This is a genomic window from Mycobacterium sp. 20KCMC460, assembly GCF_022179425.1.
Taxonomy (GTDB): Bacteria; Actinomycetota; Actinomycetes; order Mycobacteriales; family Mycobacteriaceae; genus Mycobacterium; species Mycobacterium kiyosense.
The window spans coordinates 5,512,156-5,533,821 of record NZ_AP025524.1; the positions used below are offsets into that span (position 1 = coordinate 5,512,156).

22 protein-coding genes are annotated in these 21,666 nt (G+C 68.4%); 14 read left to right on the plus strand and 8 right to left on the minus strand.

Annotation, left to right across the window (positions count from 1 at the left end; genetic code table 11):
• Nucleotides 1-2: 2 nt before the first annotated feature.
• Nucleotides 3-1,868 carry a bifunctional diguanylate cyclase/phosphodiesterase gene (locus MKCMC460_RS25305; protein ID WP_238305006.1) on the minus strand — a complete coding sequence of 622 codons (1,866 nt, stop codon included), beginning with the start codon at nucleotides 1,866-1,868 and terminating at the stop codon, nucleotides 3-5.
• A gap of 284 nt (nucleotides 1,869-2,152) precedes the next feature.
• Here MKCMC460_RS25305 and MKCMC460_RS25310 point away from each other — a divergent pair, with 284 nt between their 5' ends.
• The 5 genes from MKCMC460_RS25310 (at nucleotide 2,153) to MKCMC460_RS25330 (ending at nucleotide 8,106) form a co-directional block, all read left to right on the plus strand.
• A complete protein-coding gene (locus MKCMC460_RS25310; protein ID WP_236977792.1) occupies nucleotides 2,153-2,944 on the plus strand; it encodes an FkbM family methyltransferase in 792 nt (263 codons plus the stop codon).
• Between the two features lie 87 nt (nucleotides 2,945-3,031).
• Complete coding sequence (locus MKCMC460_RS25315) at nucleotides 3,032-4,246, plus strand: NAD(P)/FAD-dependent oxidoreductase (protein ID WP_236977793.1); 1,215 nt, start codon at nucleotides 3,032-3,034, stop codon at nucleotides 4,244-4,246.
• Between the two features lie 14 nt (nucleotides 4,247-4,260).
• Nucleotides 4,261-5,175: an RNA polymerase sigma-70 factor gene (locus MKCMC460_RS25320; RefSeq protein WP_236977794.1), complete on the plus strand. Its 915-nt coding sequence runs from the start codon at nucleotides 4,261-4,263 to the stop codon at nucleotides 5,173-5,175.
• A 22-nt stretch (nucleotides 5,176-5,197) separates the two neighbouring features.
• Entirely contained in the window at nucleotides 5,198-6,469 is a 1,272-nt protein-coding gene (locus tag MKCMC460_RS25325) for an aminodeoxychorismate synthase component I (protein ID WP_236977795.1), read from the plus strand.
• A gap of 140 nt (nucleotides 6,470-6,609) precedes the next feature.
• Nucleotides 6,610-8,106: a hypothetical protein gene (locus MKCMC460_RS25330; RefSeq protein ID WP_238305007.1), complete on the plus strand. Its 1,497-nt coding sequence runs from the start codon at nucleotides 6,610-6,612 to the stop codon at nucleotides 8,104-8,106.
• Between the two features lie 24 nt (nucleotides 8,107-8,130).
• On the opposite strand, the gene rsmI is transcribed toward MKCMC460_RS25330, so the two are convergent.
• Entirely contained in the window at nucleotides 8,131-8,988 is an 858-nt protein-coding gene (rsmI, locus tag MKCMC460_RS25335) for a 16S rRNA (cytidine(1402)-2'-O)-methyltransferase (RefSeq protein WP_236977798.1), read from the minus strand.
• A 25-nt stretch (nucleotides 8,989-9,013) separates the two neighbouring features.
• Between rsmI and MKCMC460_RS25340 the strand changes: the two genes are divergently transcribed.
• A complete protein-coding gene (locus MKCMC460_RS25340; RefSeq protein WP_236977799.1) occupies nucleotides 9,014-10,606 on the plus strand; it encodes a dolichyl-phosphate-mannose--protein mannosyltransferase in 1,593 nt (530 codons plus the stop codon).
• Nucleotides 10,607-10,708: 102 nt separating this feature from the next.
• Here MKCMC460_RS25340 and arcA read toward each other — a convergent pair whose 3' ends face one another.
• On the minus strand, nucleotides 10,709-11,917 hold the full coding sequence (arcA, locus tag MKCMC460_RS25345; protein WP_236977800.1) for an arginine deiminase: 1,209 nt from the start codon (nucleotides 11,915-11,917) through the stop codon (nucleotides 10,709-10,711).
• A gap of 80 nt (nucleotides 11,918-11,997) precedes the next feature.
• On the opposite strand from arcA, the gene MKCMC460_RS25350 reads away from it, so the two are divergent.
• Entirely contained in the window at nucleotides 11,998-12,594 is a 597-nt protein-coding gene (locus MKCMC460_RS25350) for an alpha-ketoglutarate-dependent dioxygenase AlkB (RefSeq protein WP_236977801.1), read from the plus strand.
• 13 nt (nucleotides 12,595-12,607) lie between these two features.
• Here the strand turns inward: MKCMC460_RS25350 and MKCMC460_RS25355 are convergent, their stop codons facing one another.
• From MKCMC460_RS25355 to MKCMC460_RS25365, 3 genes are read right to left on the minus strand one after another with little or no spacing between them, the layout of a single operon-like run.
• Complete coding sequence (locus MKCMC460_RS25355; protein WP_236977802.1) at nucleotides 12,608-13,270, minus strand: DUF5642 family protein; 663 nt, start codon at nucleotides 13,268-13,270, stop codon at nucleotides 12,608-12,610.
• Between the two features lie 28 nt (nucleotides 13,271-13,298).
• Nucleotides 13,299-13,979, minus strand: a complete 681-nt coding sequence (locus MKCMC460_RS25360; RefSeq protein WP_236977803.1) for a DUF5642 family protein — start codon at nucleotides 13,977-13,979, stop codon at nucleotides 13,299-13,301.
• A gap of 39 nt (nucleotides 13,980-14,018) precedes the next feature.
• The gene (locus tag MKCMC460_RS25365; protein ID WP_236977804.1) at nucleotides 14,019-15,005 is read right to left on the minus strand and encodes a GNAT family N-acetyltransferase; all 987 of its coding nucleotides are present in this window, start codon (nucleotides 15,003-15,005) and stop codon (nucleotides 14,019-14,021) included.
• Nucleotides 15,006-15,098: 93 nt separating this feature from the next.
• Here MKCMC460_RS25365 and MKCMC460_RS25370 point away from each other — a divergent pair, with 93 nt between their 5' ends.
• Nucleotides 15,099-15,845, plus strand: a complete 747-nt coding sequence (locus MKCMC460_RS25370) for a class I SAM-dependent methyltransferase (RefSeq protein WP_236977805.1) — start codon at nucleotides 15,099-15,101, stop codon at nucleotides 15,843-15,845.
• 19 nt (nucleotides 15,846-15,864) lie between these two features.
• On the opposite strand, the gene MKCMC460_RS25375 is transcribed toward MKCMC460_RS25370, so the two are convergent.
• On the minus strand, nucleotides 15,865-16,119 hold the full coding sequence (locus MKCMC460_RS25375; protein WP_236977807.1) for a hypothetical protein: 255 nt from the start codon (nucleotides 16,117-16,119) through the stop codon (nucleotides 15,865-15,867).
• A 177-nt stretch (nucleotides 16,120-16,296) separates the two neighbouring features.
• Here MKCMC460_RS25375 and MKCMC460_RS25380 point away from each other — a divergent pair, with 177 nt between their 5' ends.
• On the plus strand, nucleotides 16,297-16,812 hold the full coding sequence (locus tag MKCMC460_RS25380; protein ID WP_236977809.1) for a hypothetical protein: 516 nt from the start codon (nucleotides 16,297-16,299) through the stop codon (nucleotides 16,810-16,812).
• On the opposite strand, the gene MKCMC460_RS25385 is transcribed toward MKCMC460_RS25380, so the two are convergent.
• On the minus strand, nucleotides 16,801-17,775 hold the full coding sequence (locus MKCMC460_RS25385; protein ID WP_236977810.1) for a helix-turn-helix transcriptional regulator: 975 nt from the start codon (nucleotides 17,773-17,775) through the stop codon (nucleotides 16,801-16,803). The two genes, MKCMC460_RS25380 and MKCMC460_RS25385, sit on opposite strands and share 12 nt — an antisense overlap.
• 181 nt (nucleotides 17,776-17,956) lie before the next feature.
• Between MKCMC460_RS25385 and MKCMC460_RS25390 the strand changes: the two genes are divergently transcribed.
• From MKCMC460_RS25390 to MKCMC460_RS25410, 5 genes are all read left to right on the plus strand, one after another.
• Nucleotides 17,957-18,541: a TetR/AcrR family transcriptional regulator gene (locus tag MKCMC460_RS25390; protein WP_236977811.1), complete on the plus strand. Its 585-nt coding sequence runs from the start codon at nucleotides 17,957-17,959 to the stop codon at nucleotides 18,539-18,541.
• Nucleotides 18,538-19,362: a hypothetical protein gene (locus MKCMC460_RS25395; RefSeq protein WP_236977812.1), complete on the plus strand. Its 825-nt coding sequence runs from the start codon at nucleotides 18,538-18,540 to the stop codon at nucleotides 19,360-19,362. Before MKCMC460_RS25390 ends, MKCMC460_RS25395 begins: the two co-directional genes overlap by 4 nt.
• A gap of 360 nt (nucleotides 19,363-19,722) precedes the next feature.
• Entirely contained in the window at nucleotides 19,723-20,226 is a 504-nt protein-coding gene (locus MKCMC460_RS25400; protein ID WP_236977813.1) for a hypothetical protein, read from the plus strand.
• Nucleotides 20,223-20,669, plus strand: a complete 447-nt coding sequence (locus MKCMC460_RS25405; RefSeq protein ID WP_236977814.1) for a hypothetical protein — start codon at nucleotides 20,223-20,225, stop codon at nucleotides 20,667-20,669. Before MKCMC460_RS25400 ends, MKCMC460_RS25405 begins: the two co-directional genes overlap by 4 nt.
• The gene (locus MKCMC460_RS25410; RefSeq protein ID WP_236984413.1) at nucleotides 20,656-21,300 is read left to right on the plus strand and encodes a hypothetical protein; all 645 of its coding nucleotides are present in this window, start codon (nucleotides 20,656-20,658) and stop codon (nucleotides 21,298-21,300) included. The genes MKCMC460_RS25405 and MKCMC460_RS25410 overlap by 14 nt, the downstream gene beginning before the upstream one ends.
• Nucleotides 21,301-21,666 lie beyond the last annotated feature (366 nt).

The following is a 21,666-nucleotide window of genomic DNA, read 5'->3' on the forward strand; positions in this document are numbered from 1 at the left end:
GGCTAGATCACGCCGAGCGTCAGCGCTTCGCGATCGGCGAGGAAGGGCATCGGCATCCAGCGTGCGGCCAGCAACTCCTCCATGGCGTTGCCGGGGACGGGGCGTGACAGCAAAAACCCCTGCGCGCGATGGCAACCGTGCTGCATCAAGGTGAGCGCGGCGGCCGGGGTCTCGACGCCCTCGGCAACCAGCTGCAGGCCGAATGCCTCGGCCAGGCCGATGATCGCCCGCACGATTGCCAGGTCACCGGCGTTGGTCCCGAGGTCACGGACGAACCCGGTGTCGATCTTGAGCATGTCGACCGGCAGCGACTTCAGGTGCGACAACACCGCATAGCCGGTACCGAAGTCGTCGATGGCGATCTGCACGCCCACGTCTTTGAGCTCGTGCAGCGTCTTGCGGGTGGCCTCGATGTCGTGGACCACCGCGCGCTCGGTGATCTCCAAGCAGACCGACCCGCCGTCGATGCCGAACTCCTCGATCGTGTCCGCGACGGTGCGGACGAAACCACGGGTGATCAGCTGCACGGGCGAGACGTTGATGCGCAGGATGGCGGTCTGCCCGACACCGTGGGACCGCCACCGGCTGAACTCCGCGCATGCGCTGCGCATCACCCAGCGCCCCAGCTCACCGGCCAGGTTGGTCGATTCGGCGACCCCGATGAACGAATCCGGCAGCAGCAATCCCCAGATCGGGTGCCGCCAGCGCACCAACGCCTCGGCCGCAACGATGGCCCCGGTCCACAGGTCGACCTCGGGCAGGTAATGCAGCAGCAGGGCCTCGCTGTCGATGTCTCCCTGCAGGTGCAGCTCGATGTCGTTGCGGAACGCGCTCTTGAGCGACATGTCGTCGGTGGACACGGCTACCTGGTTGCCGCCGGCGCGCTTGGCGGTGAGCACCGCCTCGTCGGCACGACGCAGCAGGTCGGTGCTGTTGTCGCGGCCCGGCATGCCCACCGCCAGCCCGATGCTGACGGTCCGGGTGATCTGATGGCCACCGATCGCCAGCCGCTCGCGCAGCATGGTGCCGAGGCGGCGGGCGAACGATTCGGCTGCGCCGCTGGACATCGTCTGGTCGGGGATGACGACGAACTCGTCGCCGCCCAGTCGGGCGATCATGCTCTGCGAGCCCGCGCAGACCCGCAGCCGCTGGGCGAAGACCCGGATGAACCAGTCACCGGCGGTGTGCCCGAGGTAGTCGTTGATCGACTTCAGCCGGTCGAGGTCCATGTAGAGCACGGCGACCGGGCCGGGGTTGCCGGCCGCGAGCCGGTCGGAAAGGTGCGCGACCAGCGCCCGCCGGTTGTACAGGCCGGTCAGGTCGTCGTGTTCGGCCAGGTAGCGCAGCTTCTCCTCGGCCGCGATCCGGGCCTGCAGCTGCGCGAACAGCGCCGCCACCGCCTCGAGGGTGTTGATCTCCTCCTGCTTCCACTTGCGGGCGCCGAACTTGACGAAGCCCAGCACCCCGGTGGTCATCTCGCCGGAGACCAGCGGGGCGGCAGCCACCGACGGCGATGCGGCCTGCTTCCCGCCCCCGATCCAGCGGGGCAGCGTCCGATTGTTCTGGTCGGGCCGGATCACCACCGGCTTTCTGCCGTGCTCGCACTGCGCGAGCACCGGGTCGGCGCTGGTGAAATGCACGACGCCCTGCGGATCGGGATCCGGCACATTGGCCCGCGGCGGCCATTCGGCGACCAGCACCGAGGCACGGATGTCGTGATCGTGGTGACGCAGAAAACTGGCGTCCACGTCGAACTGCTCGACGAGCTGAGCCAGGACCCGTTCGCTGACCTGCGTAGCGGTGGACGCGGTCGCCTCCATGAGCTGGGTAGCCACGGAGGTGACGACGAGGTCCAAGCTGCGCGGCACCGGTCCTCCGATTTGTGCACGAGTCGAGTGGCTGCACCGGTTGGGCAACTGACCCGGCCACCGTCAGTTTTGACGAACCGCCGCATCCGAACACCCACCGATGCGCTTCGAAGCGGCCCCTTGCCTAGCCTGGTTCCCTGAGAAGTACCCGGACCGGCGCAGGTCACGGACGAATTATCTGTCGGTGAGATTATCACGCGGGCCGGTCTGGACCCTTCGAAATCTTTGTGACCTGCACGATCCCGACGCCTCACCCCGGACCCCCGTCCGATACTGTCGTCACGATGTCGCTCGCCCGCACCGCCAAACATCGGCTCGCGCCCGCGGCGAAGTTGATCGCGCCGGGCCTGTTCTGGCGGCGCAAATACCGCATCCTGCAACGTCTCGGCGAGTCCCGGCCGGACGTGGCGCTGGTGCGATCGCTGTGCGATCCCCATCGGGTGTCGCTGGACATCGGCGCCGACATCGGTGAATTCGCCATCGCCATGGCGTCTTCGTCGCGCTCGGTGATCGCCTTCGAGCCCCGCCCGGCCCAGGCCCGCGAGCTGACGACGATGTTCGCCGCGGTCGGCGCGCCGGTGCGCGTCGAGGCGCTGGCCCTTTCCGACCAGCCCGGCGTAGTGGCCATGCGGGTCGTCGAGTCCGACCCGGGCCGCAGCACCATCGACGCGGACAACGTGCTGGACACCGCGGTCGGCGGACCGGTCGCCACCATCGAAGTCCCCGTCCAGCGCCTAGACGACCTCAGCCTGGACGGCGTCGGCCTGATCAAGATCGACGTCGAGGGTCACGAACTGGCCGTGCTGCGCGGCGCCGTGGAGACGCTGGACCGCAACCGGCCGACGATCGTCGTCGAGGCCGAGGACCGCCACCACGCCGACGCGGTCGCCGAGATCACCCGGCTGCTGACCGGCCTGGGTTACCGGGGCCACTTCACCCTGGACGGCGAGCGCCGGCCCATCGAGGAGTTCGACGCCGCCGAACATCAGAATCCGGCCAACATCGGCGGCGCCGAAGACGGCTGGGCGCCGCGGGGTGTCTACGTCAACAACTTCGTCTTCGTTCCGGCGGAGTGAAACAGCTCACAATCCGCGCCTGTTCTGTCACGTCTGGCCGCCCCACGGTGTCTTGAGGGCGTAACCCGATCAGAACAGGAGACAACGATGTCCAAGCTGTCCAAGGAGTCCAGGCCTGCCGAACCGGCCGCCCCCAAGACCCGGGTGGTCGTCGTCGGCGGCGGATACGCCGGCACCATGGCCGCCAATCATTTACGGCTGCGCGCCGCCGTCGATATCACCCTGGTCAACCCGCGGCCGCAGTTCGTGGAGCGAATCCGCCTGCACCAGTTGGCCGCCGGCACCGCCACCGGCACCGCGGACTACGGCACGCTGCTGGGCAGGGGCATCCGGCTGGTCGTCGACACCGCCACCCACATCGATGCGACGGCGCGGCGGGTGGAACTGAGCTCGGGCGGCGCGCTGGAGTACGACTACCTGATCTACGCCGTCGGCAGCACCGGAGCCACACCGGCCGCGGTGCCCGGCGCCGCCGAATACGCCTTTGCCCTGGCCGAGCTGGAAGGCGCGCAGCGGCTGCGCTACGCGCTCACCGATCTGGCCCCCGCCGCGCCCATCACCGTGGTCGGCGGCGGCCTGACCGGCATCGAGGCGGCCGGCGAGCTGGGTGAGCAGGGCCACCCGGTGACCCTGGTCTGCGGCGGCGTCCTGGGTCCGTCGCTGAGCGAGCCCGGCCGGCGCTCGGTGGCCAAACAGCTGGCCAAGCTCGGCGTGCGGGTGCTCGAGTCCGCGACGGTGACCGAGGTCCGGTGGGAGTCGGTGGTGCTCGGGGACGGCGCCGTGCTGCCCAGCGCTGTCACCGTCTGGACGGCCGGCTTCGGGGTGCCGGACCTGGCCAGCCGCAGCGGATTGCGCACCGACGCGCTGGGCCGCCTGCTCACCGACGAGACGCTGACCAGCGTCACCGACGACCGGATCGTCGCGGCCGGTGATGCCGCCGCGCCCTCCAACCAGCCGTTGCGGATGAGCTGCCAGGCCGCCATTCCGCTGGCCGCCCAGGCGGCCAACACGGTCCTGGCCCGGATCGCCGGCACCACCCCGGACCCGTTGAACCAGGCGTTCACCGGGCAGTGCGTGAGCGTGGGCCGCAGCTACGGCACCATCCAGCTGGCCCGCGCCGACGACACCCCGCTGAACCTCTACATCGGCGGCCGCTTGGCGGCGTCCGTCAAGGAGCTGGTCTGCAAGGGCACGTTGTGGGGCCTGCGCAAGGAGGCCGCCAAGCCCGGCTGGTACCGCTGGCTCAAAGGCGGCAACCGGCCGGCGCGGCTCGGCACCGACGAGCAGGTCGCCGTCCGGTGAATTCTCCCAGCCCGGTGAGTTCGCCGGGGAACGGCGGCGGGCACGCGGAACGGTTCACCCTGCTGCGCCCGCTGCTGTTCACCATCGCCTACGAGATCCTCGGCTCGGCGACCGAGGCCGACGACGTACTGCAGGACAGCTACCTGCGCTGGGCGCAGGTCGACCTGGACGGCGTGCGGGACACCAAGTCATACCTGGCCCGCTTGGTCACCCGGCAGGCGCTCAACGCATTGCGGGCTCAGGTCCGCCGCCGGGAGGAGTATGTGGGGCCCTGGCTGCCCGAGCCGCTGCTGCTCGACGACCAGGACGCCAGCGCCGACGTCGTGCTGGCCGAATCGGTGTCCATCGCCATGCTGGTGCTGCTGGAGACCCTCAGCCCGGACGAGCGGGCGGTGTTCGTGCTGCGCGAGGTGTTCGGGTTCGGCTACGACGAGATCTCCGACGCGGTGGGCAAGCCGGTGCCGACCGTGCGGCAGGTCGCGCACCGGGCGCGTGAGCACGTCCAGGCCCGGCGCACGCGGTTCGACGGCGCCGGCCCGGTGGATCCCGATCGGCACGCGCGGATCACCCGGCAGTTCCTGGCCTCGGCGGCCAACGGTGACGTCGAGGCGCTGCTGGAGATGCTGGCCCCGGACGCGGTTTGGCTGGCCGACGGCGGCGGCAAGGTCACCGCCTCCCGCAAGCCCATCGTCGGCGCACGGAAGGTGGCCGGCGCCATCGTCGGATTGCTGCGCAAAGCGCGCGGCGAACTGCACGTCGAGGCCGTGACCTGCAACAGCGCTCCGGCCGTGGTGCTTTACCTGGACGGCCGGCTGCAGGGGGTGATCACGGTGGAGATCGTCGACGACAAGATCACCAACTTCTACGCGATGCGGAATCCCGAGAAGCTGCTGGCGCTGGGTAATCCACGCAAGATCAGCCGCGGGTGAGGGCTTCTGTCAAGCTAGGCCGGTGCGAATCGAGCGGCTCGGCGATCTGGGTGGCGCACCGCAGGTGCTGCGGTCACTCGGTCGCGCCACTGCTCGGCTCGGGCTGGCCCCCCCGGCGGCCCTGACCGGCGAGTGGTTCGGCGCGCTGGCGGTGATCGCGCCGAGCGTGCAGGTGCGCCCTACCCCTGCCCGGGAAGCGTTCGCCCTGCCGACTGCGCTCCCGGCGGGGACCGCCCCGCCCGGACCGGTGGATGCGGTCGGAGGCGGCTGGATCGGTTACCTGTCCTACCCCGACCCCGGCGCCGACGGGTTGGGGCACCGGATTCCCGAAGCGGCCGGCGGCTGGACCGATTGCGTGCTGCGCCGCGACCGCGACGGGCAGTGGTGGTTCGAGAGCCTTTCCGGTGCCCGGATGCCGGATTGGTTGACGGACTCGCTGGCGGCGCCGGCGCCCAGAACTGGACCGCTGTGCCATATCGAATGGCAGCCGGCGAACCGGTCAGCACACACAGAAGGTGTGCTGGCATGCCTGGAGGCGATCGCGGCGGGCGAGGTGTACCAGGCCTGCGTCTGCACCCAGTTCAGTGGCGCCCTGACCGGGTCCGCGCTGGACTTCTTCGTCGACGGCGTGGCCCGCACCGCGCCGGCCCGCGCGGCGTACGTCGCCGGGCGATGGGGGGCGGTGGCATCGCTGTCTCCCGAACTTTTCCTGCGCCGCCACGGTGGCCTGGTGATGTCCAGTCCCATCAAGGGAACGCTGCCACTGGACGCTTGGCCGACGGCACTGCGGGCATCGCCCAAAGAGGTGGCCGAGAACATCATGATCGTCGATCTTGTTCGTAATGACCTTGGGCGCGTTGCGATTACCGGAACAGTCACCGTCCCGGAACTGTTGGTGGTCCGGCGCGCGCCGGGCGTCTGGCATCTGGTGTCGACGGTCTCGGCCCAGATCCCGCCCGAGTTGCCCATGGCGGCGCTGCTGGACGCGGCCTTCCCGCCCGCATCGGTGACCGGAACACCGAAAATTCGTGCCCGCCAACTTATTTCGCAATGGGAACGCAGACGGCGGGGAATCTACTGCGGCACCATGGGATTAGTTTCGCCGATAGCGGGATGTGAACTCAACGTCGCGATCCGCACAGTGGAGTTCGATGCCGGTGACAACGCCGTCCTGGGTGTGGGCGGCGGGATAACCGCCGATTCGGACCCCGCGGCGGAATGGGCGGAGTGCCTGCACAAGGCCGCCCCCGTCGTCGGGCCGCCGACCGCCGCCACGGCGAGTCGCGTGAGTTAGCCCAGCAAATTTTACCTCGATCGAGCTGGTTGGGCTGATTTCGCAGAAAGCCCGCGGCGGTCGTCGGGTGCGCCTAAGCTTCAGCCAGCAGTGTGTCGATTTGCACACTTGAAGGCGCGAGCGGGTGCGAAAGGTCTGTCATGAGAGTTGCCATCGTCGGCGCCGCGGCCGCCGCCGTGTTGGGCGGCGCGCTGGCGGTTGCGCCGTTGACCCTGTCCAACCAGAGCAAGGTGCTGTCCGGCGGCACCTGCACCGCCGGTAAACAGTGCGACAAGCTGGCTTCGGTCCTGATGCCGCCGGCGGGTAAGCCGGGCGCCGACACGGTGCCCCAGGCTCCCGCAGCACCCGCGGCGGTCGAGGCGCCGCAAACACCCACGCCCGCACCTGCTGCGGCGAAACAACCGGGCTCACCCGAATCGGCCGCCTACACCTCTCCCGGCGGGTCCAGCGGCAGCACCAGCGCGTTGCCCGACGCGTCCAACGCCGCCGCACCCCCTGCAGGTCCGCCACCCGATGCGGCCGCCCAACCCCCCGGCTCCGGCGACCCGGTCGACATCTACTCGATTCCCGGTGTGTCGGACCTCTACGGCGCTGCGGCCGGAGGCACCGCCCTGGCCAACGTCCCCAACGGCGTGAACGCGGCGACCGCCGTCGTCAACGGAGTGCTGGGCGTGGGCAACACCATCTCGGGCACGGTCTCGACCACCGCGCTGGCCGTCACCTACGTGGTGCTCGCCTACAACACGCTGAATTCCTCGGGTCTGCTCCCCGCCGTCAACAACCAGGTACAGGGCGCCGTCAACTCGGTCAGCAATCTGCTGTTGCCGATCACCAGCAAACTGCCCACCGCCGCGCTGCCGAGTCTGAGCCTGCCCGGCGTGCCGAACCTGAATCTGGCCGGGCTGCCCGGCGTTTCGCCGGCCGGCATGATCGGTTTGGCCGCCGCGGGCGGCCTGCCGGGCATCAGCCTGCCCGCCCTGCCGGGCGTATCTCCGGCAAGCCTGATGTCCCTGGCCGCCACCGGACTGCCGGGGCTGCCGGGCGTTTCGCCTACCGACCTGCTCGCGCTGGCCTCAGCCGGCGGCATTCCCGGCCTGCCGGCCCTGTCCGGGGTCAACCCGGCGATACTGACGGCCGCCCTGCCGGCGTTGACGGCTGGAATCCCGGGACTGCCGCCGATCCCCGGCGTGGACCCGGCGATGCTGGCGGCCGCGCTGCCTGCGCTGGCCAGCGCCCTTCCGGCGGTCAACCCGGCGATGCTGGCCCAGGCCCTGCCCGCCCTGGCCGGCGGCGCGCTGCCCGGCGTGGACCCGGCGCTGCTGGCCGCCGCACTGCCGGCGCTGGTCGCGGGCGCACCACAACTACAGGGTGTGGACCCGGCCGCGCTGGCCGCAGCACTCCCGGCGATGCTGGCCGCTGCCGGGGTTCCCACCAGCCTGCCGGCGCTGCCCGGGGGCCTGCCGGCGCTGCCCGCGGGCTTACCGGCACTGCCCGGGGGCTTGCCGGCGCTGCCCCCGCTACCCGCCCTGCCCGCTCCGCCGCCGCTACCGGCCCTACCGCCGCTGCCTGCGCTGCCCGGTCCGCCGCCGCACCCCCCGATCTGTCCCGTACCGCTGCCGGGCGTGCCCTGCCTCTAACCCCGGCGCGCTGACGGGCCGGGCCTACTCCTCGGTTTCGCGGCGCGACTTCAACACCGCCTCGTAGAGCTGGCGCGACCGCACCTCCGGATAGCCGGCCGCCACGTGACTGCACGCGTCTTTGACGCGGATGCCGCCTTCGACGAGGTTCTCCACCTCGGCAACCAGGTCGGCCACCAGCGTGGACAGGTCGGCCCGCGGGGTGGCTCCGGACAGCACGACGGTGATCTCGCCGAGGACGCCGCCGGCCGCCCAGTCCGCCAGCTCGTCCAGCGATCCCCGCACCACTTCCTCGTGCACCTTGGTCAGTTCCCGGCAGATCGCGGCCTGCCGGGCCCCGCCGAGCTGGTCGACCGCGTCGCGAAGGCAGGCGGCAAGCCGGCGCGGAGACTCGAAGAACACGCAGGTACGCCGCTCGTCGGCCAGCGAGGCTAGCCAGGATCGGCGGGCCGCGCCCTTACGCGGCGCGAAACCCTCGAAGCAGAACTTCTCGGCCGGCAGCCCGGAAACCACCAACGCCGTCGTCACCGCCGACGGCCCCGGCAGGCAGTGCACCGGCAGGCCGGCCTCGATACACGCCGTGGTCAGCCGGTAGCCCGGGTCGCTGATGATCGGCATCCCGGCGTCGCTGACCACCAGCACCGTCGCCCCCGAGCCGATCGCGTCGACCAGCGTGCCGACCCTGGTGGCCTCCACGCGGTCGAATAGGCTGAGCACCCGCCCGCCGATCGTCACGTTCAGCGCCTTGGCCAGGTTGCGCAGTCGCCGGGTGTCCTCGGCGGCCACCACGTCGGCTTCCGCGAGTGCCTCGATCAGGCGCGGCGACGCGTCCGAGGGCTGGCCCAACGGGGTCGCGGCGAGCAATAGGCGGCCGGTAGTCACGACCGACAGCCTACGATCGACACCGATGACTGCCCCGCCCCGAGAAACCTCCGTCTGCGACGAGGACCCCGCCGAGGACGGGGTCTTCGAGCGCGAGTCGATCCGCCCGGCAGCCACCGTCAGCCCCGCGCCGCTGCTTCCCGCTGCCGACTTCGGCCCGCGCGACCGGCTGCGGGGCTGGGTCACCACCGCGGTGATCACCCTGCTTGCCGCGCTGACCCGGTTTCTGAACCTAGGCTCCCCGACCGACGCCGGCACCCCCATCTTCGACGAGAAGCACTACGCGCCCCAGGCCTGGCAGATGCTGAACAACCATGGGGTAGAAGACAATCCGGGCTTCGGCCTGGTGGTGCACCCGCCGGTGGGCAAGCAGATGATCGCGCTCGGCGAGGCGCTGTTCGGCTACAGCGGCTTCGGCTGGCGGTTCACCGGAGCGTTGCTGGGCGTGCTGCTGGTCGCGCTGGTGACCCGCATCGTGCGGCGGATCAGCCGCTCGACGCTGGTCGGTGCGATCGCCGGGATCCTGGTGATCTGCGACGGGGTCAGCTTCGTCACCGCACGGACCGCGCTGCTCGACGGATTCCTGACGTTCTTCGTGGTCGCGGCGTTCGGTGCACTGATCGTCGACCGGGACCAGGTTCGGCAACGCATGCATGTCGCGTTCAGCGAAGGTCGCTGCGCCGCGACGGTGTGGGGCCCGCGGCTGGGGGTGCGCTGGTGGCGGTTCGGCGCCGGCGTGCTGCTGGGGCTGGCGTTCGGGACGAAGTGGTCGGGACTGTATTTCATGGCCTTCTTCGGCCTGATGTCGCTGGGCTTCGACGTGTCCGCCCGCCGCCAGTATCAGGTGCCCCGGCCCTGGCTGGGCACGCTGCGCCGCGACGTCGTGCCCACCGCGTATGCGCTGCTAGTCATCCCGTTCGCCGTCTATCTGGCCAGCTACGCGGCGTGGTTCGCCTCCGAGACGGCGATCGACCGCCACCAGGTCGGCCAGACCATCGGCCCGGACAGCGTGGTCCCGCTGCCCGACGCGATCCGCTCGCTGTGGTGGTATACCACCAAGGCGTTCCACTTCCACGCCACGCTGACCAATTCCGCGGGCAACTACCACCCTTGGGAATCCAAGCCGTGGAGCTGGCCGATGTCGCTGCGGCCGGTGCTGTACGCCATCGACCAGAACAACGTCGCCGGCTGCGGTGCCCAGTCGTGCGTCAAGGCGGTGATGCTGGTGGGCACCCCGGCCATGTGGTGGCTCGCGGTGCCGGTGCTGCTGTACACATCGTGGCGGATGTTCGTGCGCCGCGACTGGCGCTACGCGGTGGTGTGGGTGGGCTATTGCGCGGGCTGGCTGCCCTGGTTCGCCGAGATCGATCGGCAGATGTACTTCTTCTACGCGGCGACCATGGGCCCGTTCCTGGCGATGGCGATCGCGCTGATCCTCGGCGACATCCTGCACCAGCCCGGCCAGAACAAGGAACGACGTACGCTCGGCTTGATCCTGGTCAGCTGCTACGTCGCGCTGGTGGTGACGAACTTCGCCTGGCTGTTCCCGGTGCTGACCGGGTTGCCGATCTCCCAGCAGACCTGGGACATGGAGATCTGGCTGCCCAGCTGGCGTTAGCACGACTGCTGCGCGCCGAACGTCACGCTAGCGTGACGTTGCGCGCCGAACGTCACGCTAGCGTGACCCCGTCGGCCGACCGCGAGGGTGATGCGAGCCACCCTAAAGCGGGTCGCGGGCGGCCGGGCAGGTCATGCAGCGGGGGCCGCCGCGGCCTGTGCCCAACTCCGAGCCCGCGATGGTGAGCACCTCGATGCCGGCGTCCTGCAGCCGGGCGTTGGTTTGCGCGTTGCGCTCGTAGGCCACCACCACGCCGGGTGACAGCGCCAGGGTGTTGTTGCCGTCGTCCCACTGCTCGCGTTCGGCGACCACGGGATCGCGGCCGGTGTCGATCACGCGCAGCTTGTCGAGCCCCATCGCCGCGGCGGCGGCCGCCACGAACGGCGCCGCGTCGCTGATCGTCACACCGTCGGGGGTGCGCGCGATGGTGAACGCCGACAGCGTGTCGACGACGTTGGCGTACATCACCATCGCGTCGACGTCGACCATGGTGCACACCGTGTCCAGGTGCATCTGCGCGCGCTGCTGGGCGATCGGCACGGCCAGTACCGTATGAGCCAGATCGTCGTCGAAAAGGCTGCGCGCCAACGCTTCTGCACCGGCCGGGGTGGTCCGCTCCCCCACCCCCACGGCGATCACGCCCGGGGCGAGCAACAGCACATCGCCGCCCTCCACGGGCGCGGTGCGCGATTCGTAGGCCCGCCGCACCCCGGTGAACCGCGGGTGGTGTGCGTAGACGATGTCGGTCAGCGAGGCCTCGCGCACCCGCGCGCGCAGCGCCAGCGACGGGATCACCACCCGCGGACCGATCCAGATCGACGAGTCGCGGGTGAACACCAGGTTGGGCAGCGGGTCGATCACGAAGTCCGACTCGTGGTGCATCCGCAATACCAACGACACCGCGGTGCGGGCCGCCGCGGGCAGTTCCTCGAAGGTCATCCCGGCGGTCAGCACCCGCGCCAGCGCGGCCGGCTCGAGGCCCCGCAGGTGGGCCGAAACCGATTGCGCCAGCGGCGTTCCCAGTCGCCGCGCGTCCACGGCCGCCGCGACCCCCTGCATCCGGGCGGCCCCGCTGTGCTGCAGCGCCTCGGTCAGTAGCTGCGAGAGCAGCAGCACCTCGACCCCGCGCGAGCGCAGCAGCGCCGCGAACTCGTCGTGCTCGTCCTGGGCGCGCGACACCCATGGCAGCGCGTCGAACAGCAACTGGTCGTTGTTGCGCGGGTTGAGCCGGCGCAGTTCGTCGCCGGGGCGATGCAGGATGGCCACCCGCAACTCGCCCACCTCGGAATTGGTCCCCAGCGCGACACCCACGCCTCAAACCGTAGCGGCGGCGGCGGCCGCGGGCGCGTCACACACCGAGCGATCGAACTGGTGTGCGATAGACTCGCGGGGTGGCGATCGCGGTTCAGGGCTCGCTATTCGAGCACAACGAGCGCAGGTATCTGGGCGACGGCGCATTCCTCGACGTCCGCGCGAACTGGCTGCGGGACTGCGACGATCTGCTCGGGGAACTGCTGCGGACCGTGCCCTGGCGCGCCGAGCGCCGCCAGATGTACGACCGGGTGGTCAACGTGCCACGGCTGGTGAGTTTCCACGACCTGACCGTCGAGGATCCGCCGCACCCGCAGCTGGCGCGAATTCGGCGGCGACTCAACGACATCTACGGCGGTGAGTTGGGCGAGCCGTTCACCACCGTCGGATTGTGCTGCTATCGGGACGGATCCGACAGCGTGGCGTGGCACGGCGACACCATCGGGCGCAGCAGCTCGCAGGACACCATGGTCGCGATCGTCAGCCTGGGCGCCACCCGCACCTTCGCGATGCGCCGGCGCGGCGGCGGGCCGTCGTTGCGGTTGCCGCTGGCCCACGGCGACCTGCTGGTGATGGGCGGATCCTGCCAACGCACCTGGGAGCATTCGGTTCCCAAGACGTCGGCGGCCGCCGGTCCACGGGTCAGCATTCAGTTCCGGCCGCGCGACGTGCGGTAACCCGCAGCTGAAGCTACTGGCCGCGGACTGCGGCCACCGCCTTGACCAGCAGGTCGCGGGCGCGCTGGGTGTCGACCTTGGCGACCGGCTGGCCGGGTATCACCAGCGGGTTGGCGATCACGATCACCTGGTAGTCGCCGAACTGGGCAGAAAAGTCGTAGAGCTCGCCGGTGTGTGCCGAGCCGTCCACCAGCGCCTGCAGCACGCGATGGATGCCCTGGGTGTGCACGCCGTCGATGTGCGGCGCCTCGACCACCTCGATGCCGCCGCGCACCTGCGCACCTGCGAAGCCCACCTTGGCGCAGTCTTTGCCCGGATCGTTGACGGGCAGCGCCTGGGACGTCTCGACCGCGATCGCCACGAATCGGTTGCCGTTGCCCTCGGCGGAGATGGCGGCCATGTTGCCCTCCAGGCCGGGTGGCATCTCCGGGCCCACCGCCGTCTTGGCACAGGCGGCCGGGTCGAAATTGAGGCCCGCGGGCAGTTTGCGCGCAGCGAAGAACTGTGGGTCGATGGCGCGCGGGGTGACGTCGGTTACCTTGAATTCCGGCCCGAAACTGGACTTCACCTCGCTGATCTTGGCGATGTCGACCTTGGCGGGCTGCGAACTGTGGGTGCCGCCGGAACAGCCGACGAGCACACACACCGATCCGACCGCGAGCGACACCCTGAACATCGTGGCCAATCTACCGAACCGGGGAGGCTCAGCCGCGTAACGTCGACACCGTTTTGACCAGTAGATCCGCGGCGTATTGCGGTGGCAGCGGCGGCAGCATGGACCCCGGGTCGGTGGTCAGCGCGGTCAACACGTAGTAGGCGCCCAGGTATGCGACGAATGTGTATGCCCGCGAATCGATTTCGCTCCCCGATTCGACCGCGGCGCGGATGTCGGCGACCATTCCGAGCGTGTCGGCGCCGTCGATGTGCGGGGCTTCGATCAGGCCGACGTTCACCAGGGTGCGCCCGGCGGTCAGATCCCAGTGCGCGCACGCCGTTTGCGCGTTGCGGTCCAGCGTCGCCAGACCCCCGGACATCGTCACGACCACCGAGTCGACGATGCCGCCCGGGCCGGACCCCGACACGCCCTGCGCGGCCGGCTGATGCGCGTCACCCGGATCGGCCAGCACCATACACAGCGGCGGATTCGCCACGGTGTCTGCGCCCAATCCCCAGATCGCCTTCGGCGATGCGGCGCGGGCGACGTTGCTCACCTCGTAACCTGCGGGCAGTTCACGGCCGATCCGCCTGATGTTGCCCGGGTTGACGGCAGCGCCGGGGGCACGGCTCGACGTCGGTACCGACAGTGAGGCAGGCGCCGCGGTGGGCCGCTGCTCGGCGCAGCCGGCCAGCATCGCCACCGCGAGCCCAATCCATATGCGCCGCATGATCGTTGATACCACGACGGACGGGCTTCGTCGGGGAGCTCAGCTGACCACGTCGATAACCTGACGAGCGACCTGCTTGATCTGATCGGCCATCGCGGCGTCGATCTTCAGTTCGCGGGGCACGTCGATGACGGTGGCGATCACCCCGACGTCCTCGCGCTGCCATACCGCGCCGGCGCGGTCCATGATGGTACGCATCGGCAGGTTGTCGGAAAGCATTCGCGCAGAAAATCTTTCGACGCCGTCCGCCCGGGCGGCCACCGACAGCGCGTCGATCAGAAACGTCCCGATGCCACGTCCCTGATAGGCGTCGGCGACGGTGAAGGCGATCTCGGCGACCGTCGGGTCTTCCTGATCGCGCACGAAGCGCGCGTCGGCGACCGGGTCGCTGCCGTCGACCATGACCCAGACGAAGTGGTCGACGTAGTCGACCTCGGCCAGGTAGTGCATCATCGCCAGGCTGGGCGCCCGCGCCGACATGAACCTCCGGTAGATGGTTTCACTGGAGAAGTGCACGTGGCCGTGCACGGTTCGTTCGCTGTCGCCGGGCAGCACCGGACGCAGCATCAGCTCGGATCCGTCGCGCAGCCGCACCGGAATCGGGGTGATGAAGGCGGCCAGACGCTGGCGTACCGTGCGCACCAGCCGGTCCATGATCCCGGGGATGTGCACCATCTCATTCAGGGCGTCCCGGTCGCCGATCCAGCCGGTGAGCGGTTCGACGGTGGCGATCGTCGCCGTGCGCGGGATGTCGCGCAGCAAAGCGATCTCGCCGACGAGCATGCCCGGCACGGCCTGCTCGACGATTACTGCGTGGTCGCTGCCGACGTGCATGACCTCGGCGCTGCCCGATGCGATGAGCAGGAACGACAGCGCCTGCTCGCCTTGGCGCATCAGCACCTGGCCGGCCGGAGCGGACAGCGGAGACAGGCGCGCTGCCAGCGGCAGCAGATCCTGCACCGGACAGCCCCGGAAAATGTCCATTCCCGCGAGTGCTTCGACCCCCACGCCGGTCAATTCGGCCATCCCTCCGCGGTCTACTGCGCCCCAGGCTAAGACGTGCGGCGCCGCTCCGGCAAGGACGGGCACTAACCTGAGGGCAGGGAGGAACCGGCGACGATGATCGATAACCAGGATCGGCTCGAGCTCACGCGCAGTCTGCTCACCAAGCCCGCAGTGCTGCGGCACGGCTACCTCGACGTGCTCGGAGAGTCGACGGCCGCACCCGTGCCGACGTTGGCTCAGCTCGCGATGAACAACTCGTTCGTAGCGACGGTCTACGAGCAGCTCTGGCGCCCGATGTCGTTCTACCTGGCCAGCGGTGTCACCACCGGAGCCGAGCAGCGTCGCGCGGCGACGGCCCTGGGTTTGCGCGGCGCCACCACGTTGCTCGATGTCGCTTGCGGGCCAGGCAATTTCACTGCTCCGCTGGCCGAGCAGCTGTCCACCGGCAGCCTCGCGGTCGGGTTCGACATCTCCGAGCCGATGCTGACCCGCGCCGTGCAGGACAACAGCGGACCGCGGACCTGCTACGTGCGCGGCGATGCCCGTGAATTGCCCTTCCACGACGAAACCTTCGACGCGGTTTGCTGTTTCGGTGCGCTGTACCTGATTCCGGAACCGTTCCGGGTGGCCCAGGAGATGGTGCGGGTGCTGGCGCCGGGTGGTCGTATCGCGATCCTGACGAGTTATTACCCTGCGCCACAACCACTGGGCTTCGCGCTGAGCGCGGGCGCGCGCCTCATCGGGCTTACCATGTTCGACAGTGACGCATTCGTCGACCTGTTCACCTCGGCGGGGCTGGTCGACGTCGAACAGCAGACCCAGCGGGTGTTGCAGTTCGTGACCGCCGCCAAACCGCGCTGAGGTCGAGACTCGGGAGGCTTCAGGACGCTGCCCTCGCGCAGATGCCGAAGAGCCGCACAACCGGTGTGCCCGCTTCGTATTGCAGCGTGGCGGCGGTATCCGAAGTCAGGGTGACCGTCACCGGTTGGCCGCCGCGCCGCGACACCTCGATGCCTTCCACTTGGAACAGCCGGAACTTGGCGCCACCGGTGCGGACGGCATCGCGGATCGCGAGCGAGTAGCCCGGCTCGACGGCCTCCACGGGAATCTTCTGCAGGTAGTACTGGGTGTTCATTCCCTCGACATTAGAGACGTCCCCGGACACAATTCGACGCAGAAACGCTGTCTCAGCGAATGTTCAGCTGAATATTGGACGTTCATCAGGCTGCGGCGCGGCTCGCCGGTCCGTGGCTGTGCCGGAGGGCCGGCGGCCCAGTAGCGTTTGCGACATGGTCGACGATTGGGGTGTTCGATGAGTGTCGCCGGCTTCGTGCTGGGCTTGGTCGCCACCGTTCTTGCGGTGGCGTCCCTGGGCTGGCAGATCGGCACGTTCCTGCGGCAGCGACCGCGTCCCAGACTCACGGCGGTCATCGGCCGGCTGACGCCCGACGGATTGCTGACCAACGACGCCAGTGCCGATGTCCGGGAGTGCCTGAGCAATGCCGCCGAGCAATTCGACGATCTGGTGATCGGGGTGAAGGTGGTCAATGCCGGACGGGCGCCGTTCCACGTCGACGGGTGGGCGATACGTTCCGATCCGGACGGTACGTCGCTGGTCCCGATCGGCAAGCCGGTCGCGGGCGCCGATGTTCCGCACGAGATACCGCCCGCCGGCAGCGCGGTGTTCCTCACCGAGCTGGCGCATGCACACCACTTCAGCGACGTCGCCGCGGGTGTCGCGGATCAGCGTCTGGTACTGACAGTGTCTTCAGGTGCACGCACGTACGCAACCAAACCTATTGCGACCGAACTGTTTTCAGCCGGTTAACCGGGCCCGGTCGGTGCGCAGCGTAACCTGCGGACTTTGACCGTACTGTTCGCGGTAGTGCACGGCGAACCGGCCCGGGTGCGCGAATCCCCAACGCCGTGCTATGTCGGCCACGGTGGCCTCGGCGCGGTCGGCGATCAACAGGTCACGGTGGGCGTGGTGCATCCGTACCCGGCGCAGGTATTCCGTTGGGGTGCAATCGCGGTGCTTGCGGAACATGTACTGCAGCGCGCGGGGCGTGATGTGCACCGCTGCCGCGATGTCGGCCAGCGAAAGGTCGGTGTGGGCGTTGTCGTCGATGAATCTCATGGCACGCTTCAGCAATACCGGTGTGATGCCCCGCATTTCGGCCCTGGTCGGTTGTTGTGGTGCGGTGCTGGGGAAGATCGCCAACAGCACCGCCGCCAGGTATTGCTCCAAGTTGCTGCGGATCAACTGATTACGGTCCGCATATCCGGCGGCCGCGACGCCGTGCAGGTAATCGATGCAGTCGAAGAGATGCCGGTTGGCAGCCGGCGACAAGGGTGTGGAATCGGTCAGCCGGACGGGTTCGCTGTTGTGCGAAGGTGTTCCGGCTGCCCTGTTCAGGAGGGACCGGTCGACGACCACGTGGTAGTACTTGCCCCGCCGGACTCGCCCTCGGTATCCCAGCCCGTCGGCCGCGCCGAAGGCGTAAACCTCGCCGGGTCGGCAGAAAGTGGCTTCCCGCCGATCGGGCCCCGCTTCCAGTCCACCGGAGACCACGCCGCACACCACGATCGGTTCCGGCGGGTCCATTTCGTAGGTGAAGCCGCATCCGTAATCGGCGGCGTCGACGCCGATCGAGCCGAAGCAGCTCCGTTCGATACGCATCGCGGCGGGGGTGCCGTCCGGCGTCGCGTTGATGCGGATCTTCGAGTAGTTCGCGCTGAGGGCTGTCTCGGCCTCGGCGAGATCGCTGGTGTCGAGTAGGACAGTGGGCACTACGGTGACTTTCGGTGCAGGGAACGGCCACTACGGCATCGTTCTGAACCGACTTTCCATCTTAGCCACGCTCGTCAACCTGCGCACCGCGCCTGCAGGCGGACCGCCACGGCAGGCCGAACCTCATTTGATTGACGACTGTCATTGACGATCGTCAATCAGCTGGGTAGCGTCACCGGCCATGCCCATCCCACCAGCCAGCAGCCTGCGGGAGACGCGGCGACTCGAAACCAGGGCACGCCTATCCGCGGCGGCGCTGGACGAAATTTCCCGGCGCGGCCTGGCCGGGGCCGACGTCAGTTCGATCGCCGCCGCGGCCGGCGTGGTGCGCGGAACCTTCTATTTTCACTTCCCCACCAAGGAGCACGTGCTCATCGAAGTCGAACGCACCGAGGAAACCCGCATCGTCAGTGAACTCGGTGCGGCCGCGGGGCCCTTGGAATCGGTGCTGGCCCGCGTCGTCGAACTCGTCCTGGACGCCGAGCGCCGGCTGGGCGCAGCGGTGTTTCGCGACATGCTCGGACTGCACTTCTCCTCGACCCGGCCCGTCGAGGACGAGCTGGGCCGGCACCCCCTGGCGCAGTTCCTGGTGGGCGTGATCAGCCGGGCGCAGGACGGCGGGCAGGTTTCCCCGGACGCAGACTCCGCCGAGCTCTCAATGTTCTTCCTGACCGGGCTTTTCGCGCTGCTGGCCACCGGGGCGCACGACGCCGCGCTGCTCAACAGATACGTCACGACGATTGTCAAAGGAATGGAAAGATCATGACGCTCAATGGGATTGACGGTTACCGGGACTTTCTGGCCCGGCGCGACGGCGAGGCCGATCTGCTCAATCGGCGGTTGGCGAATCGTGAGGACTTCTTCGTCGAACTCGAGGCGAACCCGGTCCGCTCGGCCCGGCCGGCCGATCGGGTGACGTTCCTTCGCAACCTGCGGCGGCGGCGGCCCGAACCCGGCCTGGACCGCAGGATGTTGTTCCTGCTGGCGACGGCCAAGCTGAATCAGGCGGAGCGGTTCGGCGTCGGTCTGGGTGAGACGTACGGGCGCAACAGCGACGCGAACCTGCCGCCGGAGAACGTCTATCTCGAACTCGAGGAGCACTACCACACCCGGCTGCTGGCCTACGTGCTCGACGTGTTCGACCTGACCTTCCAGGTGGTCCCGCCGCCGTTCGTGCTACGCCAGTTCGTCAAGGCCGGGGTGTTCATGCCCCAACGGCTGGGCTTCCTGTTCGTCGGGGCCGCCGAAATGGCCGGCTGCATCATGTTCGACGAACTGCGACGCGTCGGTATCGAGCTGTTCGGCGACGAACCGGCCGTGGCGGCGCGAATCGAGTTGCTGTACAGCGAGATTCTGACCGATGAGATCGGACACGTCGGTTATTGCGCGTCCCGGTGCACTGCTGCCGAGCGCGCGGTCATGCGCCGGATCTACCCGATGATCGGCCGGTTGTTCGCCCGTCAGACCGCGGAGATCAGCCTGCTCGTCGATCCGAAGGCCCTGCACGCCCGCCTCGACCGACCGTTCGATGTCGAAGAACTCAGAGCCGGGCTGAGCAACGAGACGTATCTGCTCGCCCATCCGTGATGAGCACGAACTTTGTGGAGCTATGGGGAATCGAACCCCCGTGCTTTGGTGGGGAAATAGCCTTCGAACTGCAGTGATTGAAAGTCTGCATCGTTACGCACGTTGGCGTTGTTCTGGCAATATGTCTCCGCGTGTTACGCGACGTAACAGCGTGTGCGCCCATTGCGCCGCGCGGCAATACTGGGTCAGTTACGAAGGTCGCAGTGGTCGCAATCGCGATCGAGGCGCCGAGAAGGGCTCTCCGCAGTCTGTTCTCACTCGCTGCGGCACGAATTGCGACAGCCCGTCCTCATAGTCATGAGCTGCTGGCTCGGTCGCTCGAAACTCGATGGTCTCGAGCGCACAGTTCAACACCGGCCTATGTCCGCATGGTTGCGCACCGATCCGTGGGACTTCCCGGAGTTTTTTTCGGCACTGATCCTGCGGCGGATGCTCAGCGACCAACCCATCGCATATGTCGATCTGCGAAGTCCCGCCGGAATCGGCCTGGGAGCCTTCGTCTACAACTACGACGGAACCGTCTTCGCCTCCGACGAAGCCCGCATGCTCGCCGAAATGGGCGATCGGCGCTTCGAGCTGGGCAACGTCGGCGAGCACCACTACCGGGACCTGGTGCTATCGGACACCCTGGTGTCAGCGGTCGCGGACTCCCTCACCCAAACCGCACCCCAATGCTCAACCTGCGTCTTCGAGCCCAACTGCGGCGCCGATCCCGTGTATCACCATGCAACCCAGGGTGATCTGCTGGGGATCAAACCGCTCTCAGAGTTCTGCGAGCGACACAAGGGAGTCATCACCCATCTGTTCGAGCTGCTCGAACACTCCCCCGAGGACGCCGCCATACTCCGGAACTGGGCACAATGAAACCGCTCGTCCTGTCCGCTCGGACGCCGACGGCTGACATCATCGGACTGGGTGCACAGCGGCGATCCTGGCGACTGCGGCCCCCCAGCACCGTCCCGACCGACGCCCGCGACGCCGCACTCATCACCCACCACGGCGAATGGACACTGGCCCAAGCGCACGGCTATCACGTCGCCATCGGCCGCCGCGCGCGCCCGGACGACGTGATGCTGAACTATGTGAGGCTGCCCGCCGCGTTCGCCGAACTCGGCGACGGCGACGTGCTGAGCATCCACCCGCCATCCGGGCGAGTGCGGGTGCTCTACCGCCGCTCCTCGCGCCACAACTATTTCCTGGTCACCGAACGCTGCAACAACTACTGCCTCATGTGCTCGCAACCACCCAAGAAAAGCCGACGACGGTTGGCTGATCGACGAGATCGCCGACACTCTGCCGCTCGTTGACCCATCGACGCCGGCGCTGACCTTCACCGGAGGTGAACCGCTCACGGATTGGCGCCGGTTCATCGGTCTACTTGATCTGGCACGAAATGTGCTCCCGGACACCGCGGTACACGTGCTGACCAACGGCCGAGCCTTCGCCTCGCCCGAGATCGCGGATGCCTGGGCAACGGTTGGTCACCCCGAACTCTCGGCAGGCATACCAATCTATGCTGCCGTCGACCACATCCACGACTACGTAGTCCAAGCCCGGGGCGCGTTCGACCAGACAGTGCTCGGTGTACTACAGCTGAAAGATCGCAGCCAGCGAGTTGAAATCCGTGTCGTATTGCACGCGATCACCGCGCCACGCCTGCGCGAAACGTGCTCATGGAACGCCCGGAACCTCCCCTTCGTCGACCACGTCGCACTGATGGGCATGGAACACACCGGCTTCGCGATCGCCAACGAAGACACACTGTGGATCGACCCCGTCGACTACCAAGAGAAATTGAAGGCCGGCGTCCATATCCTCGCAGCAGCCGGGGTGAGCGTATCGATCTACAACCTCCCACTGTGCGTCCTCGACCCCAGCGTGAGACCCTTCGCAGTGCAATCGATCTCAGACTGGAAGAACGCCTACATCCACGAGTGAGAAGGATGCTCAGCCCGCAGCCAATGTGCGGGCTTCTTCTCCACCGGGCGACCCTGGTTCAGCCGAGGCATAGCAGCGATCTAGATTGTCCTGTCGCTGTCTCGGCCCGCAGACGTTCTCCGAGTCGCGGTTGGCCGGCTGACCTGACCAAGTGGTCAGTGCGACAAATCAACAGGTCCTCAGCGGCGACTGGAAGACTCACCACCGAGCGCACGCTTCAGCGACAGAGCGCCCCCGTCGACGGTGTCGTGCAATCGCCGTTCGGGGGGTCGAACGCGACAGCTGACGGCGTAGCGGAGGTACTCCCGGCGGGAAGCCTTGCGTCATCGTTGTCATCAGCGCTTGACCAGGGCAGCTTCAACGAGT